Below are 15,333 nucleotides of genomic sequence, written 5' to 3'. Positions count from 1 at the left end.
AAAGCCCCTCTGAATTGTCTCAGGCTGCGTTCTTTTCCAACGTTACACCGATGCCCTGACATGTGCCAACGGGAACAAACGCTTGAAATTCTCGGTAGTTTGCTCGGCAAACCCCTCGTAGGACTCGCCTCGCAACATGGCCAGAAACTCCGCTACCTCACGCACGTACTGAGGCAGGTTCGGCTTGCCCCGATAAGGGATCGGTGCCAGGTACGGCGAGTCGGTCTCCACCAGCAACCGGTCAGCCGGCACCTTGCTCGCCACATCCCGCAGGGCATCGGCATTGCGAAAAGTGACAATACCGGACAAGGAAATGTAATACCCCATGTCCAGCGCAGCCTTGGCCATTTCCCAGTCTTCGGTGAAGCAATGCAGCACACCCGCCTGAGGCAGTGCCGCTTCGCGCAACAGTTCAAGGGTGTCGGCCCGGGCGCCACGGGTATGGATGATCACCGGTTTGCCGGTCTGCCCCGCCGCTTGCAGGTGCAGACGGAACGATTGCTGCTGCAACGCTGCCGCCTCCGGTTCGTAATGATAATCCAGGCCGGTTTCACCAATCGCCACCACCCGCGGATGATTGAGTTCGCGCAACAGCCAGTCCAGCGCGGGCGCAGCACCCGGCTGCACATCGAGCGGATGCACACCCACCGAACAGTCGACGTCGTCGTAACGTTCGGCCAGCGCTTTGACGTCGGCGGCGTTATCGGCGCTGACACCGATGCACAGGAAGTGCCCGACCCCGCGCGCACGGGCTGCATCAAGCGCCGCATCCAGGGAGCCGTCGTGGGCAGTGAGGTCGAGGCGATCAAGGTGACAATGGGAATCTACAAGCATAAAAGGGCTGCAACTTACATCGTATGAGTGGGACGGTCGGACTTCAGGGCTCCGGCCAGATGGGTTTCGATGCGACTGCGCGCGGTGTCGTCGCCTTCATTGAATTGCACGCCAACACCGGCGGCGCGATTACCCTGGGCGCCTTTGGGGGTAATCCAGGTGACTTTGCCAGCGACCGGAATCTTTTCCGGTTCATCCATCAGGTGCAGCAACATGAACACCTCATCGCCCAACTTGTAGCTTTTGTTGGTTGGGATAAACAGGCCACCGTTCTTGATGAAGGGCATGTAGGCTGCGTAGAGCACGGCCCTGTCCTTGATGGTCAAGGACAAAATGCCATTGCGCGGCCCCGGACTGACGGGCTCGTTCATGTTGACCTCCGCTGTCTGATGATCAGAGTCTAGTGTCAGACGGTCACTTTGGGGTAGGCAAAGATACCCATTGCACTAGCAGCGCCTCCAGCAACAAGGCCGGATTGAGGTTGGCTTTGCTCATTACCTTCTGACGTTGGGCGAGAATCCAGTCCTGGATATTCAGGACTTTGTCCTGAGGGGATTTCTGCGCCAGGTATTGAATCACTTTGCGCATGTCCGCCAGCCCCAGCCCTGCTTCATCCTGAGTCAATTGATAACGCAGGATCAGGCTCGACCAGTCGCAGAACCAATCGAACAGCAACAACATGGGAATGGTTTTCCATTCTTCTGCCAGTTGCGTCGGCGATTGCTGCTGCTTGAGCAACTTCTTCACGCCTTCGACCACCAGCGCCCGTTGCTCTCGCACGCCCTGTGCCTGCAACTTGACCGCGGCCAAGGGCGAACCGGCGGCGAGGGTAAGCAGTTCAATGCGCTCCTCTTGCGCACAATCCGGCAATGCGCTGGCCAGCCACGCCAGGCTCATGGCTTCGCTTGGCAACGGACAGGCTTGCTGCACGCAACGGCTCTTGATGGTCGGCAGCAGTCGACTGGTCTGGTGGCTGACCAACAGCAATACGGTATCGCCGGACGGCTCTTCAAGACTTTTCAGCAAAGCGTTGGCGGCGTTGATGTTCATCGATTCGACTGGCTCGATCAGCACCACTTTGCGCCCGCCCATCTGCGCGGTCTGAACCACGAAGCTGACCAGATCACGCACCTGATCAACCTTGATCGCCTTGTCTGTCTCTTCCGGCTCCAGGATGTAGTTGTCGGGATGACTCCCGGCTTTGAGCAGCAGACAGGATTTGCATTCACCGCAGGCGCCTTGGGCGGTCGGGCGCTGACACAGCAATCGGGCCATCAGTCGCTCGGCCAGCGCACGCTTGCCGATCCCGGCCGGGCCATGCAGCAAATAGGCGTGAGCATGCTGGGCACGGCCGGCCAATTGCTGCCAGAGACTGTCCTGCCACGGATAGGCTTCAGCCACGGGTCAACTCCAACAGACGCGGCAACAAGGTATCCAGGGATTGCTGAACCTGCGCCAGCGGCTGAGCGGCATCTACCAGGACATAACGCGCAGGATCCGCTTTGGCACGCTCAAGGAAGGCCGTGCGCACCGCATCAAAAAACACTCGGCCTTCGAGTTCGAAACGATCCAGCCGACCGCGGGCGCTGGCGCGGGCCAGGCCCACTTCTACCGGCAGATCGAAAATCAGCGTCAAGTCCGGGCGCAGATCGCCCTGGACGAACGTTTCGAGGGTGGCAATGCGCTCCAGAGACAAACCACGACCACCACCCTGATAGGCATAAGTCGAATCTTGTTTTGGAATCATCTGAAATGGAAACAAAATGCTATACTCGCCTTCGAAAAAAATGTAAACCAGATGAAAACCCATTAGATATCAAGGAGCTAGTGCGATGAAGAAGATAGTTGGGCTGGCTGCTAAGGCAAGATCTGGTAAAGACACAGCAGCTGCCATGCTGCTCAAGCACCCTGAGGTGACCGCCTATGCCCTTGCTGATCCGCTGAAGCGCGGTTGCCAAGCCCTCTTCAATCTCACTGATACTCAGACGTGGGATGATAGCGTAAAGGAGCTCAAAGTGGACGCCTGGGGCCTCTCCCCAAGGGAATTCTTCCAGAGGGTGGGGACTGAGTGGATGAGAGCTCACAACCCCTTACACTGGCTTATGAGAGCGGATCGCGAGATCTATGCCCCTGAGGCGATTTATCCCCTCACTACTGCCCAACTTTCGCACCCAGAGCTGCCATTCATTCTCGGTGCCAAAGCGTTTTTCAACCTCACCGATGAACAGTGCTGGGATGCAGGTGCGGAAAATGAAACTGACAAATTTTGGAATATGACGCCTGCCGAAATAATAGGCTTGGTTAAATCTAAAGCGTTGCAAGACTTCCCCGACTTTTGTAAACGCAGAGACTCCACTTCGCCTCAAAAAATAAATGATACGGCATATATTAATAAGCCGACCCTTGATACTGACAACAAGAACATAATCATCATCAAAGATATTCGCTTCGAGAACGAAGCCGCCTATATCAGAAGTTTAGATGGCGCGATCTGGCACATTGTGAGAAACAATGCAGAACCAGTTAACATGCATTCATCCGAGTTCGGGATTGAAATACAGCCAGCCGATACCATCATCAAAAACAATGGCACCCTGAAAGAATATAAGGAAGCCCTAGACAGAGCCTGGAAATCCCTGTCCGAAAGCATAATAGACCGGGACTAACAATGAAGCATCTATTTAAAACCAAAGATGCAGTGCATGACACTGTCTTGAGTTCGGATATTCATGAAGTCGAATGCACTTACCAAGGACATCCTTTTTACAGCATCGGCAAGGCTATCTGTATCGGCCTTCATTTGGTGTTTTTGAAGTATTGCCCAGTAAGGACACGCATTTCTGCGAGCAGCCTTCGTCGAGCGATTTGGATCTTCTTCGATTTTGCGCAAGAGTATAACTTATCCCGCCCGAAATCGCTGCAAATCAATCAGATCGCAGACATCAGCACCGAGGTGTTCAATAACTTCCAGAGCTATCTTCTTGAAAACAATGAACCGATAAGTAACGCTGGCTTCTTAAAAACAGCTTTAAATAATGCTGCCTCGCTTACAGAGGCCATCCCCGGCCTGCTTTTGCCACACGTTATTAAAGCCAAAAACCAGCCTAGAGCCCCACTAAGTGATGAGACGGATGCGGCGCTAGAGAGCGCACTCACAACCCATATCAACCTCCTCTATAAAAAAATTAGCTTCCGAGAAGAGGTGCATATCGCGACCGCATACACGTACAACGAGGTTTATAGCGCGATCGCTAAAGACCACTCTCGTGCTAGCATTTTTCAATGGATGCAGTATTGCGAAGAAAACAATATTAAAATTACGAGCAGGACGCTACTTAGTCGTGCATCTCAATCCCCTGACGTACTTTTGCGCAAATTTGCGTCACTTCCGGACGGACGAAATAAAATATTCTCCGAATTCAATAATCGCAGGGATGAGTTTAAGTTTTTCAACCCTGTAAATCCTTATGCCGGAAGGAAAATCTTGAGTTTTAAACCTGATCCGGCTCGAGCGCTCAAGACACTTCTTGATAATGGCTACCCATTTAACATAAAGCTAAGCGACATTGGATCTAATTACGCCTTCGATGACATATTTTCCTTGGCGCACTGCAATGATGTGGTACAGCTTTTAATATTCAGGTGGCGGGGAGATTTCCAGGCCACCAATTCCGAACATCTTCCTATATGGGATGATCTTCTGGGCATGTACTACCCTACAATGCTCGACATGTCCTGCCTTATTCAGTTCATCATGCTCCAAACCAACTGGAACAAAGAAACCGTTCTAGCTCTGGATCCTGAAAACTATGAACACGCGTTGACTGGTGCGATGAACGAAGAGCACGTGGTACTGCAATCAGAGAAGAACAGAAGCCAAGGAGTAGGAAAACCTTACCACGCCCCCAAGGAAATCATCGCCGCGAGCACTCGCTCGGACAAATATTCAGCTTGGAATCTATTTACATTAGCTAATAATCTTTCAGCGCCACTTAAACCGTACGCATTGGATTACATAAATCACGGTAAAACTGAGGCTCATTACAACCCAGCATTCCTATGCATTCGCTTTTCCGCCGACTGGGTAAACAAAGGCGGCCGGCACACATCTGCATCTAATGAAAAAGCGTTCCTGCAAGGAAACAAACAGTTTCTCAAAAAATATGAAATCTTTGAAGGTGGCGAAAAATTAACCAGTGCTAAAGATCTTACATTAAGGCTGAGGCCTACGTGGGTAAAACGCAAGAAACAATCTGGAGATATTTCGCATGGGTTCCTTGCTCTGTTCTTAGGGCACAATAGCTCCAGCACTACCGACATACATTACGATAACTCTGCGCATGCTCAGATGGAGCGCTATGATCGCCTGGACTCCGAATTGGAGTCGATTGTTGCCCTCATATACGATGGAAAATTTGAGGGGATGCTGGGCACCCCTGCACAAGAGGCTGTAAATCTTCCGTTCAAAGTGTTCCATATTCCAGGTATGGAGAAACCGCTTTGGGCGTGCTCAAACCAAAAACAACCAACGTGGCACGGTGCAAAGTCGCGAGTTCAACCGGGCCAAAAGTGCTACGTCGTTAGCAAATGCATTTTCTGTACCCAAGCATATATTTTTGAGGATTCGTTACCGTATTTAATGGAACGCAGAATTCACGTCGTTGAACTGGTGGATGATCAGCCGCCCTCCTCGTCCGATTATAGCAATGACCTCGAGATCGAACTCTCGAAGATCGACTCGATTTTGGACAATTGGGAAGATAACCGAGCGATCAAAGAGGCGGCTCGCTATCAACGCCGTAACACTCCGCTACTACCCAGAGACCTGAATTTTCTCCAGGTAATTCTTGAAGAGGAAGACAAGGAATGACACGTAAAGCCGCAAAACTCAGCGAAGCCGAGCTTGCCATCCTCAAAGATGTGCTTGATAAAGATTTTCAGGATGATCTCCACGATGCGGCAGAACAAGAGCTTGAGCGTCTTCTCCAAGAAACGGGCGGAACAGTAAAGCAAACCCAAAGCTCGCTTCTTAAAAAGCTTGAGGTGAGCCCAGAAGGTGATTTTCCAGTTTCGAACTATTCGAAGTACAGCGACTCAAGCTGGATAATTTTCAAAGATAAATATGGGACAGCCACTCGCGTATCTTTCGAAGGCCTGTCCGCTCATGTTGCCTTGATCAAAAAATCGATCATTTACCACTTGATTCCTGAGTTCGCTCCTTTTGGCGGTATTCGAGCCTATTCCACAACCAAAAACCACAGTTCCAATTTTCGGATTTTGGAGAAATACGTATTTAAAGATAACCACCTAACAGGTGATGCTGAGTCTCTGTCCTTTGTGACCCCGAAACTCTTAATCAACGCTCTCAACAGGGCTAAAGAGTCACCGACATTTACACATTATCATTATCTTTTTCACCATCTTCGTTTTTGGCTATCGCTAAGCGCACAGCAACTGATTCCGGTTGAGCACAGAATTTCTGTGTCAGCTAATGCTGTCGACACCCCAGAACGACGAAAGGATGTGATCCGTCATTTTACCGGCTCTCTTTCCACTTGGATTCCGTTCACCGAACCTGAACTCAAGAAAATGGCCGAATATGCTTTTTTTTGGACTGACAAGGCAATCCCTTTACTTCTGCAAGCGAAGGATTTTCTGATAAGCAAGAACCTAACCGACCTGAAAAAGAAGCACATTAAACGCTACAAGGAGGATCCAGAATTAGAAGATGCCTTGAATCTTGAAGCAGACGGTACGCCGATTCTATCAGTTACCAAAAAAAAATATGACACCAATCGCTCTTGGACTTACTCATGGCTTCGCAATTACAAAAGCGCAATAGATTCAGTAAGAGGAGCGCTGTACATTCTAGTAGCTCTCGTAACTGGATTGCGAGCTAGCGAACTTGAGACCCTAAAGTTCGAGCACGTTATAGAGTCGAAGAGTGGCCGTTTCAAGCTCCAGATCACTCGATTCAAGACTAGCGAAGATCCGAACTACAAGGGAGACACCAGCTTCATTCCACTCCCTAAATTCATCGGAATAAAAATCAAAGAGTATGAACAACTCAGATCGATTTATGGGCTTGAGCGTGAAGGCTATTTGTTCCAGTCTAACCGCAGCACCAAGAAAGTTAAACGTCAGTCATCGGTGCGAGTTGAGCGGATCACTGATGAGCTTGAAGAGGTGCTTGGCATTGAACGTATCCACACTCATCGCTTCCGGAAAACGATTGCGGAGATTTTGATCAACCGTAGCGAGCGAAACATTGACATCATCAGACTGCTTTTTGGACATGCCAGTTATGCGATGACGCTTCGGTACATTGGGCGTAACCCTTACATAGTGCAAAGTGTTGCCCATGCGATTGAGCAGAACTATATCGAAGATTTTACCGATATCATCACCTCGGTTAAAACTTCCGGTTCTTCGGGCGAAAGTGCACGACGACTAGTCGATAAGATTACTGCACGCCCAGATGCGTTTAGCGGGAAGCAACTTAGGGTTACCATTTTCACCTATGTCAGCCACTTGCTTTCGTCTGGTGAGCCTTTGTTCATCTACCGCACTGCGGTAGGCAGCTATTGCGTTAGCACCGAACTATACTCCTCGCCGGCGCTCCCGCCATGCTTGGCCCACCGAAAGGGTATCGTGAAGAGTGCACTCCCGGATCCCCTTTTCTGTAATACGGCGTGCCCGCATGCGGTTATCGTGGGTAAAGCTGCAAAAGCACTTGAGGACAATGCAAACTTCTATCAGCACATACTGGACAATGCTAGCGATACGCTGTCCGAGACCTCGAAGGCGATGCTCCGACAGAAGATTTTGGAGAACTCAAGGCATTTGAAAGCGTTGAAAAACGATAAGTCTTATCAGCTGATTCCGTCGATGGAAGCCCGAGTATGAGTAGCCAGGACACCCGTAAAAAGCTGATTGCTATCATTAAGCAGCATCAGTTAGATAATGGCATGAGCAAGCTGCCAATTGGCATACTTTCCGAACTTGCAGGAATTACCCGACAAGCATTCAACCGTTACTACGGCGATCTGAAAGAGTATGCGACTGGAAAACAGTCTGTTGCCAGGCTATTGGTAGATGATGGCGCTTCTCTTAGTGAGCTACTTGAAAATAGGGAAGAGAGAATTACACAGCTGGAGCTGGAGCTCACTAAGGCAAAATTAGCCCACAAAACTGAACTCGAAAAAGCCATTGAAAACCATATTACATCACTGATGAACAATGACATCATGGTGTACGAATCTGGCCAAATTAGCGCAACTCTCGTTAATCAAACCAATCACAACGCTTACCTAATCAAGCGAGTGACTGAGCTAGAGGTGAGCAATACCAAGATGGTGGCGGACGCTGTGTCTGCGTCTACTTTCAATAGATCTGACCGCCCGTCAAAATCGACAAAGAATTTCATCGCGCTGGAGCTTGATCTCAACGCAGCGAGAAGAGCCTATGCATCGTCAAACGACTTCGTCGCTTATGAAGACGCTAAAGATGCTGAGATTCAAAAAGCCATCAAAACGATCAAATCCCTGCCAGCCCCTAAAAAAGCTGATATTGTAATTTTTCAAGAACGCTACATTTCGGATTTCAGCTTATTTTGCACCAAAATCCACCCTCAAGAAAACCATATTCTGATCATTCTTCAACTACCTCTCTATAACCGCGAAGAGATTCAGCTAGTCATCAAAGAGCTCCAACCCGCAGCTTCGATATCTATTCAAATTCCTTACAGTACATCAGATGCCATCGTATCAGCTAAGCGTCAGTTTAGTTTTAGAGATGTACCAGCGGAAGAACTGCAAGATGCCGACGCAGCAAAAATACCTTTAATGGATTGGGGGTTTGATTCTATTCAAGTAACAAGAATCAAACAAGGTGACTAATGATCTCGTTCGAAATTAAGCCCATAAAGTACCACAGCATAATGCTCGAGGCCAGTGTTGAGCACTACGTTCTACTAGCAGAGTACAAAGGCAAAAAAGTACTCGTAAGCATCCCAAACCTATACCTTTACAACAAAAGCCGCTCTTCGCTACAGACATCAAAAAGATATGCAACATTAATTGCTCAATTCTATAGATTCCTCTCTAGCCATGAGCGCTTTAAATCCGTAGAACCGGGCGACTACCATCTTCACGTAACCAACACTGAGCTACGCCAGTGGCAAATATATAGACAACTGATAAGGGTTAATAAAGCCAGCACACACCCCACCTCCGAGACAATATTCAACGATGCATGCGTAGTACTTTACTTTTTTAGGTGGTTGGTCGACGAGGGCATACCTACCAGCGTCAAAATCTCCCTGAAGACCTGGACTGCTAACTTCAAGGACAGACGCTTGCTTAGCTACATAGCAAAGAAGACCAAATACGCCGTTGACACAGACCCCATTCGAGTACTGGACAAACAAGCAAGACAGAAAAAAGCTGTACACCTCATCAAACATAGCGAGGTCAAGACTTTACTAGCAGCATATCCAGACAAAGTTTACGCAGTGCTCTTCAAATTTGCATTGGCTACCGCGATGCGCCCGATGGAGCTAGTGAAATTTCCTTATATTGGCATCGGGAAGAATCGCCACATCTTGCCTTATAGCGAGATGAACAAAGAGGCCAATACCTTCAGCTATGAGGTCTTCGGGAAGGGTAACAAATTTAGAGACATCATCATTCCCTGCTATGCGCTTCAGTTACTCGATGATGAGTACATCAAGACAGAGTATCCTATTCGGGCCAAGCTCTATCGTGAAAAGTTCGGAAAAAAATGTCCTCTATCGACTCTTTTCCTGACATCGGAGGGTGTTCCGGTAACTCAAAGCATGATAGCGAACGCGACTAATTATGCCAAGAGACTTGCCATTGCCAATGACCCTAGCTTCGGAATTAAGAATATTTTCTACCATGCCAGAAAATGGTGGCCAACCATGATGATGGTTCAGCATCATAACGGTGAAAAAATTCTAGAGAAGAACGCTGAAGTGATGCATGTCGCACTCACCCAGGTGATCATGAATCAAATGGGTCACGAAGACCCTATTACTACTTACAACCATTATCTTGTTCTTGCACGGTATCTGATGATGGCTAACAAGGGTATAACCCATGAGACCATCCACGAAGATGCACTAAACATTCATGAAGCACTAGAAATGTACGGATAACATCAAGGCCATTGCTGGCGGAGAGCTTTGGTGACCTCATCGTCGACGTACCTCCAGGGCTGCTTAAGAAATTGGGTCTAGCAGAGGTAGGCGAAATGGAGATCGAGGTCGCAATGGCTTGATAATCCTGTCTCCTAAGCCCCCCCCACCTCCTTGACCTGATTTGGTTTGCGGGAGGTACGATCCACTCCTGCAGAGAGATATTGATGAGTGATGTAAATGGCCTGTGGCGTCGAGAGCGCAAACGCCGCTCCGCTTTGTGGGATTTAGAAAAGCTGCAGTCTGGATCCGATCAAGCAATAGAACTCCTCTCGATTCTTGATGAAACGTTCCAGAAACCGATATCGTGGGAGTCAGCGGATCCCACTTTCTAGTCGTGCTTGACGAGCACATACCTGAACCGTGGAGACTCGTTTCGAAGAAGCGAGTACCGGGTCTACTCGATTGCGGCAAAACTGTTATACGAAAGATTGGCGCCGTTTTTTACGACTATAGACAACCGAGCTGCAGCACCTCGCAGCACATAGAGAGATGCGTTAAGCCCTGGCCTGACGAATCTCACACAAGAACTCCTCTCTCCAATCGATCGATAAGATCGAAAACAGCTTTCATTTCCACCCTCGTCCCCAGCATGTCGATTGGACACTTCGATCCGAGCCCTCGCACTGGCGAGCTCATCCATTCCGTTACAGCGGCGACATCGTTTTCGAAGAGTGAAAGGGCTTCCTCAAAGACAGGAACCAATGTGACGACGCGGTCGCTTTCTACAGAGTTGAACCGCCCTGCTTTCGCTCTACGCGCCAACGTCGAGGGTACTATGCAAATAGCCTTGGAGATAAACCCTTGCTGCACCTGCAGAAAGCTCGCTATCCGCTCGAGGTATTCGAAAGGCAGTCCTTTTCGAACTAGGTCATGAAGGCTGGCGCCGCGTGACGGCAGCCCTAGGGTCATCCAAACGCTCAGTGGGATCTGGGGCCCTGGTTGGTATTCCTCCATCGATGACAGCACTTTCACCTCCATCTGAACAACCTAGAACTGAGCCGGGCCCGCTGGCCCGAATCAGCGACTTCTTCATTGCCCTCTGCGTAGATCTATCAGACACAGGACAATGTGATTTCGATGAGTAGCGTAGTCATCCTAGCTTAGGGGTTGCCTGTTCGAGTACGAGAGCGCCGAGATCGCCAGGGAGCTTTACAAGCCCATAGATATCATTCTCAACTACAAGGTGAAAGCCGCATCTCTCGTCAACTTGCTGCCCTGATAAGCCCCTGAACCCCGGAACGGACGATCCTTAACGGATTAGACAAACTATGGTGTGTTTGCGCAAATGCTGAGGTAAGCACAGCGACCACACTGCCTGCCCTTGACCGCAGATCGATCCCCTGCCGCGAATCGAGCAGCCATCTTGTAGACCGTAGTGCTTTCAGGCTTTTTAGACGCCCCGTCCCGTAAGCGGGAGTGGGCTCAGAGCAAAACCTCGTCAGCTTTTATTTTGGTTTTTGCGGCACTCCCCACTTATTTTGCCAAGGCATGCCTTGATTTGCATCTGCCGGGGAGGGCCGAGCCAGTGATGTATCGCCTGGCTTCGGCGCACTCGAGTCCTCCTCAGGAGATTTTTCAATGATTGATGAGCCATTTTTTCCTTACCAGAGGCTAGCGTCCGACTTATTCGCATTTCTACCCGAGGACAACACGGACGGCTCCCACGACCTGTCTCATATTCATCGGGTATGGACAAATGTTCGGCGGATACAGGAAAGAGAAGGTGGGGACTTAGAGGCATTGCTTGCAGCTACCATTTTGCATGATTGCGTGGCAGTCGAAAAAGATTCTCCATTACGAGCGCAAGCATCAACGCTTTCGGCAGATAAAGCCTCTTCTATATTGGAACAGATGGGTTGGTCTGCATTGCGCATTGAGCTAGTCGCTCACGCGGTGAAAACGCACAGCTTCTCAGCAGGTATTGAACCCCTCACCCTCGAAGCCAAAATTCTTCAGGACAGTGACCGACTAGATGCCATAGGGATGGTAGGAGTCGCACGCTCATTCTACATTTCTGGACGAATGGGTTCGGCGTTGCACGACTTTACAAACCCCACCGCCGCCGGGAGGGACTTTCAAGACAAACGTTTCGCCATTGAGCATTTCCACACAAAACTGCTCAAGCTCGCCTCTGGATTCCAGACAGCCGAAGGTGCTCGGTTAGCAGCGGCAAGACATGATCGTCTGAATACTTTTCTGGAGGGATTCATGGATGAGATCGGAGCACCAATCCCAACGAAATTGTGACATGACTGAATGTCCGACATCTCGCCTCCGTATGATGGGGTGAGTCGAGCTGAGCCATGAGGCCCCCATTCACCATGTGGCCTGGGACAGCGGTGCTGGCTTATTTTTCCATTAAGCAACCCCATGCCTGCTCTAGAGTGCCCTCCTCTTCCTTCTAACCGTGGCGAGGCTGGCAGCTGTGTAGGCGAGGGGATTCATATTTAGCCTGAGCCATCAGGCGCCATGAGTAAGGCTTGGCCAAACAAGATCGGCAGATCAGGCGGCAGAATTTCTTCAGTGCTAAACATTAACTCACTTTCTGACCACCACCTTATTTCACATACGGCGTCGCGCTCCTGTGAGCTCCATCCTGTAGTCGAGCAATACTCGGCACCTGCATTCACCACATAGTAATTTTCAACCGCGAGTACGTGCTCTCCGTCCGGCATTTGCCAGAGGAACTCCTTGCGTGTGATGCTGCAACCGACGGACTGAACGTCGAGACCGGTCTCCTCGTAAAGCTCACGCACTGCCGCCGCCTCAAAAGACTCATCACCTCTCAACCCACCACCAGGCGTGGCCCAGTAACTCATCCCCGCCAAGGCACCGGTCTTGTAATGGATCTTGAAAAGCAATAGTCGGTGTGAGGGGCTGACAAGTAAAATCCGTGAGGCTGAACGTCGTCGCGGCATAACTCCCCCTTGTATAGATGAGCGCTAGCCAAGGACTTCCAACATCTCACTGCCCTTCATACGCCGAACTTCCACCACATAGTCAGCGATGTTGGGGACGGAGTAATCGACAACCAGCTCGACAACATTTTTGACCGGTTTGCCCAAAGGCTTCACAGGGTAATCTGCAATTCTACGAAAGATCTCCGTATCGCGACGATGCGGAATTGGCCACGTGTTACCCGAGTTCATATGGCATAGCCATATTTTCTTAGCATAGGCTGGGATGAATGCTGCCGAGTCCAGCGTCAGAACATCGTGTTCGAGCGTGCGGTAATCACGAGCGCCGAGCAGACGATGCAGTCTTTCCTCCTCGACCCAGAAGAAAACCTTGTCGTTGATCAGCTCGTACCACTGTCGGGGCGTTGTCCCATTTGTTAGAGCCTGTAACAACCGCCCCTCAGGCATCGGCTTTTGATCACGAAGCACAATGTTGGAAGGGTGACCTGCCCTCACATCCATTTTCTGATCGCGGTGCTCGCTCTCGAACCGAGCACGGTCGCCACCTTCGACCTTGAGATGATCAAGGACTGCAGTCGTGCTCATCAGCCCATGTGTGCGAATGCTATCCCAGGCTCCACGCTCTGCCATGTGGTAAACCCGAGGGTAAAGCTCAATCAGCTTGTCCAAGTCCATCCATCATCTCCTGCCAGAACGTGCAGTCCAATTGCGTCGATCGATCAGCGAGCGTAAATCGCTGGCGTCGGGGTCTCGGGAGAACCTGGTGTTTATCAGCGAGACAGGTGCTTGGGAAACGCGTTCCAGTTCTTCCACGAATTTGATCGTGTCCGGGTGGAGCTGCTCGAACCTATGCGCCTTACTGTTCGTGGACTTAAGGTAATCCGCAAATGTCAGAACGATGTCGGTGGGAGCGTTGAGCGCGCACGCTTTTCGGAACTGATCCCACTCGAACCAGCCGACCCGTCTGTTGCGGCGAGTGGTGGACGTCTTCTCAGCAGCGTTTAAAACCTCGGCTTCAAGACCCGCGAATTCGGCAATTTCGTCGAAGGTAGTAGGGAGTTTGAGCGTTCCAGATGTGTGGCCCTGGTCTCCGTCAGGATCACCCACACGAATTGGCATTGGTCGTATGACCATAAGAATTTTGCGGATCCTGCTAGGTGATATCCCTGCCTCCGCTAGGCATCCTGCAACGTTAGTGTCCCTGGAGGTCACATGAGGGTAATCACCATGGAAAATACTCAACCCGCTACCTTGGGTTCCCTCCAACAGAATTGAATGGCCTTTGTGGTAGGCCTCTTCCAACCTGTCCGAAGTGCTGCCATGGTAATTTCCGGGGGTGCCGACATACGGACGCAATACATCCACGTCCCGGGCAAGCCTTATAGTCGATTTACCTCTACTCAAGATTCGGCGAGCAGCGGCAGCCCCACTCCCGCTTCCCGTGGAAGCGATGGTTGAAACCAAATGCCCCCTCTCCGTCTCAATGTCTTCATCTTCAATGATGGTAGCCTGTGGATCGATGAATAGTCGGTCTGAGTCGATTCCGCACTCCTCGATTTCCCTCAAAAGTCCCGGCAATCGGATAGTCATGCCAGGGCCAAGGAGCAGTCGCGCGCTCACGTCACGCGACCCTGAGGGCAGATGATGATAAGTATAAGGGCCTGCGGAACTGGCCACGGTGTGTCCAGCGTTGGGGCCCCCTACACGAACCATGACATCGTATTCTCGTGCGAGGTAGGAAACGATGTTGCCCTTACCCTCGCTTCCGTACTGGCCCCCAATGAGAACGTCCACGCATCTAATTTCGGGCGGTGTGAATAGGTGCAAGCGGGCGGCTACCCGTACCAGGGTATCCTTGGAGTCAGAGCGCTCGGTGTATATACGAACATCTGCATCTTCCTTAAGTGCATTGATCTCCTCCGGGTCTTTGAGTTGATTGACCTGGTCATAAGGCGCAGCGCTGGCTTCACCTTCAACTCTTTTTCTATAGCGTTCCTGAAGCGTGTTATCACTCGCATAAAGGTGGACATGCACCAAATTTGCACCGAAGGTCTCTCGAAACTGCAGTACTTGCGCCAGCGTATCTAGATGATCTACGACCAATGGCCGGTCATCTTGCTCATCCGCGCAAATTTTCTTTGTTTCAGCGAGCATCCAGTGTGCATGCTGGGTGTCGCCCAGCTCTCGTCGTCGATCAATAAACGTTGGCTGATCCATGCTGAGGCTCCACTCGGCATATTGAAGCTCTCGGCGATCACGAACCACAACGAAGTTGAATTCCTTTTCTAATAAATGAGCCAACTCACTTTTGCCACTACAGGTTTTTCCACTGATCACTACAATCTGCCGAGTCTCCATGCG

The 15,333-nt window shown here is 50.4% G+C and carries 13 protein-coding genes and 1 pseudogene; 6 read left to right on the top strand and 8 right to left on the bottom strand.

The features are described 5' to 3' along the window. Positions 1-42: 42 nt before the first annotated feature. The 4 genes and pseudogenes from ABH909_RS11475 to ABH909_RS11460 form a co-directional block, all read right to left on the bottom strand. Positions 43-834, bottom strand: coding sequence for a TatD family hydrolase (locus tag ABH909_RS11475; RefSeq protein WP_429433162.1), 792 nt, complete (start codon positions 832-834; stop codon positions 43-45). Positions 835-848: 14 nt separating this feature from the next. Then, positions 849-1,205 carry a PilZ domain-containing protein gene (locus tag ABH909_RS11470; protein ID WP_007903986.1) on the bottom strand — a complete coding sequence of 119 codons (357 nt, stop codon included), beginning with the start codon at positions 1,203-1,205 and terminating at the stop codon, positions 849-851. Positions 1,206-1,248: 43 nt separating this feature from the next. Beyond that, on the bottom strand, positions 1,249-2,235 hold the full coding sequence (locus tag ABH909_RS11465; RefSeq protein WP_429433160.1) for a DNA polymerase III subunit delta': 987 nt from the start codon (positions 2,233-2,235) through the stop codon (positions 1,249-1,251). Continuing rightward, positions 2,228-2,566 (bottom strand): annotated as a pseudogene (locus ABH909_RS11460) (dTMP kinase); the annotation flags it as partial. The pseudogene ABH909_RS11460 and the gene ABH909_RS11465, both read right to left, overlap by 8 nt. A 100-nt stretch (positions 2,567-2,666) precedes the next feature. Here ABH909_RS11460 and ABH909_RS11455 point away from each other — a divergent pair. From ABH909_RS11455 to ABH909_RS11435, 5 genes are read left to right on the top strand one after another with little or no spacing between them, the layout of a single operon-like run. Then, positions 2,667-3,500: a deoxynucleotide monophosphate kinase gene (locus ABH909_RS11455; protein ID WP_429433158.1), complete on the top strand. Its 834-nt coding sequence runs from the start codon at positions 2,667-2,669 to the stop codon at positions 3,498-3,500. A 2-nt stretch (positions 3,501-3,502) separates the two neighbouring features. Then, on the top strand, positions 3,503-5,704 hold the full coding sequence (locus ABH909_RS11450) for a hypothetical protein (RefSeq protein ID WP_429433156.1): 2,202 nt from the start codon (positions 3,503-3,505) through the stop codon (positions 5,702-5,704). Next, the gene (locus ABH909_RS11445; RefSeq protein WP_429433154.1) at positions 5,701-7,740 is read left to right on the top strand and encodes a tyrosine-type recombinase/integrase; all 2,040 of its coding nucleotides are present in this window, start codon (positions 5,701-5,703) and stop codon (positions 7,738-7,740) included. Before ABH909_RS11450 ends, ABH909_RS11445 begins: the two co-directional genes overlap by 4 nt. Continuing rightward, positions 7,737-8,732, top strand: a complete 996-nt coding sequence (locus ABH909_RS11440; RefSeq protein WP_429433152.1) for a hypothetical protein — start codon at positions 7,737-7,739, stop codon at positions 8,730-8,732. The genes ABH909_RS11445 and ABH909_RS11440 overlap by 4 nt, the downstream gene beginning before the upstream one ends. Beyond that, the gene (locus tag ABH909_RS11435) at positions 8,732-10,012 is read left to right on the top strand and encodes a hypothetical protein (protein ID WP_429433150.1); all 1,281 of its coding nucleotides are present in this window, start codon (positions 8,732-8,734) and stop codon (positions 10,010-10,012) included. The genes ABH909_RS11440 and ABH909_RS11435 overlap by 1 nt, the downstream gene beginning before the upstream one ends. 558 nt (positions 10,013-10,570) lie before the next feature. Here the strand turns inward: ABH909_RS11435 and ABH909_RS11430 are convergent. After that, positions 10,571-10,963: an antitoxin Xre/MbcA/ParS toxin-binding domain-containing protein gene (locus ABH909_RS11430; protein WP_429439840.1), complete on the bottom strand. Its 393-nt coding sequence runs from the start codon at positions 10,961-10,963 to the stop codon at positions 10,571-10,573. A 669-nt stretch (positions 10,964-11,632) separates the two neighbouring features. Between ABH909_RS11430 and ABH909_RS11425 the strand changes: the two genes are divergently transcribed. Then, positions 11,633-12,301, top strand: coding sequence for an HD domain-containing protein (locus ABH909_RS11425; protein WP_429433148.1), 669 nt, complete (start codon positions 11,633-11,635; stop codon positions 12,299-12,301). A 200-nt stretch (positions 12,302-12,501) separates the two neighbouring features. Here ABH909_RS11425 and ABH909_RS11420 read toward each other — a convergent pair whose 3' ends face one another. From ABH909_RS11420 to ABH909_RS11410, 3 genes are read right to left on the bottom strand one after another with little or no spacing between them, the layout of a single operon-like run. After that, a complete protein-coding gene (locus tag ABH909_RS11420) occupies positions 12,502-12,972 on the bottom strand; it encodes an NUDIX hydrolase (RefSeq protein WP_429433146.1) in 471 nt (156 codons plus the stop codon). 24 nt (positions 12,973-12,996) lie between these two features. Further along, on the bottom strand, positions 12,997-13,647 hold the full coding sequence (locus ABH909_RS11415; protein WP_429433144.1) for a DUF7002 family protein: 651 nt from the start codon (positions 13,645-13,647) through the stop codon (positions 12,997-12,999). A gap of 3 nt (positions 13,648-13,650) precedes the next feature. Next, positions 13,651-15,330, bottom strand: a complete 1,680-nt coding sequence (locus ABH909_RS11410) for an adenylosuccinate synthetase (protein ID WP_217858899.1) — start codon at positions 15,328-15,330, stop codon at positions 13,651-13,653. Positions 15,331-15,333 lie beyond the last annotated feature (3 nt).

It is taken from the genome of Pseudomonas sp. BS3782 TE3695 (assembly GCF_050435305.1).
Classification (GTDB): Bacteria; Pseudomonadota; Gammaproteobacteria; order Pseudomonadales; family Pseudomonadaceae; genus Aquipseudomonas.
Note: the sequence above shows the minus strand (reverse complement) of the source record. Positions and strands in the feature narration are given on the sequence as shown.

Bases quoted from the DNA above. Each gene is read 5' to 3' on its own strand.
- ABH909_RS11425 (WP_429433148.1), top strand. From the start codon at position 11,633: ATGATTGATGAGCCATTTTTTCCTTACCAGAGGCTAGCGTCCGACTTA.
- ABH909_RS11450 (WP_429433156.1), top strand. From the start codon at position 3,503: ATGAAGCATCTATTTAAAACCAAAGATGCAGTGCATGACACTGTCTTG.
- ABH909_RS11440 (WP_429433152.1), top strand. From the start codon at position 7,737: ATGAGTAGCCAGGACACCCGTAAAAAGCTGATTGCTATCATTAAGCAG.
- ABH909_RS11415 (WP_429433144.1), bottom strand. From the start codon at position 13,647: ATGGACTTGGACAAGCTGATTGAGCTTTACCCTCGGGTTTACCACATG.
- ABH909_RS11470 (WP_007903986.1), bottom strand. From the start codon at position 1,205: ATGAACGAGCCCGTCAGTCCGGGGCCGCGCAATGGCATTTTGTCCTTG.
- ABH909_RS11420 (WP_429433146.1), bottom strand. From the start codon at position 12,972: ATGCCGCGACGACGTTCAGCCTCACGGATTTTACTTGTCAGCCCCTCA.
- ABH909_RS11430 (WP_429439840.1), bottom strand. From the start codon at position 10,963: ATGACCCTAGGGCTGCCGTCACGCGGCGCCAGCCTTCATGACCTAGTT.
- ABH909_RS11455 (WP_429433158.1), top strand. From the start codon at position 2,667: ATGAAGAAGATAGTTGGGCTGGCTGCTAAGGCAAGATCTGGTAAAGAC.
- ABH909_RS11435 (WP_429433150.1), top strand. From the start codon at position 8,732: ATGATCTCGTTCGAAATTAAGCCCATAAAGTACCACAGCATAATGCTC.
- ABH909_RS11475 (WP_429433162.1), bottom strand. From the start codon at position 834: ATGCTTGTAGATTCCCATTGTCACCTTGATCGCCTCGACCTCACTGCC.
- ABH909_RS11445 (WP_429433154.1), top strand. From the start codon at position 5,701: ATGACACGTAAAGCCGCAAAACTCAGCGAAGCCGAGCTTGCCATCCTC.
- ABH909_RS11410 (WP_217858899.1), bottom strand. From the start codon at position 15,330: ATGGAGACTCGGCAGATTGTAGTGATCAGTGGAAAAACCTGTAGTGGC.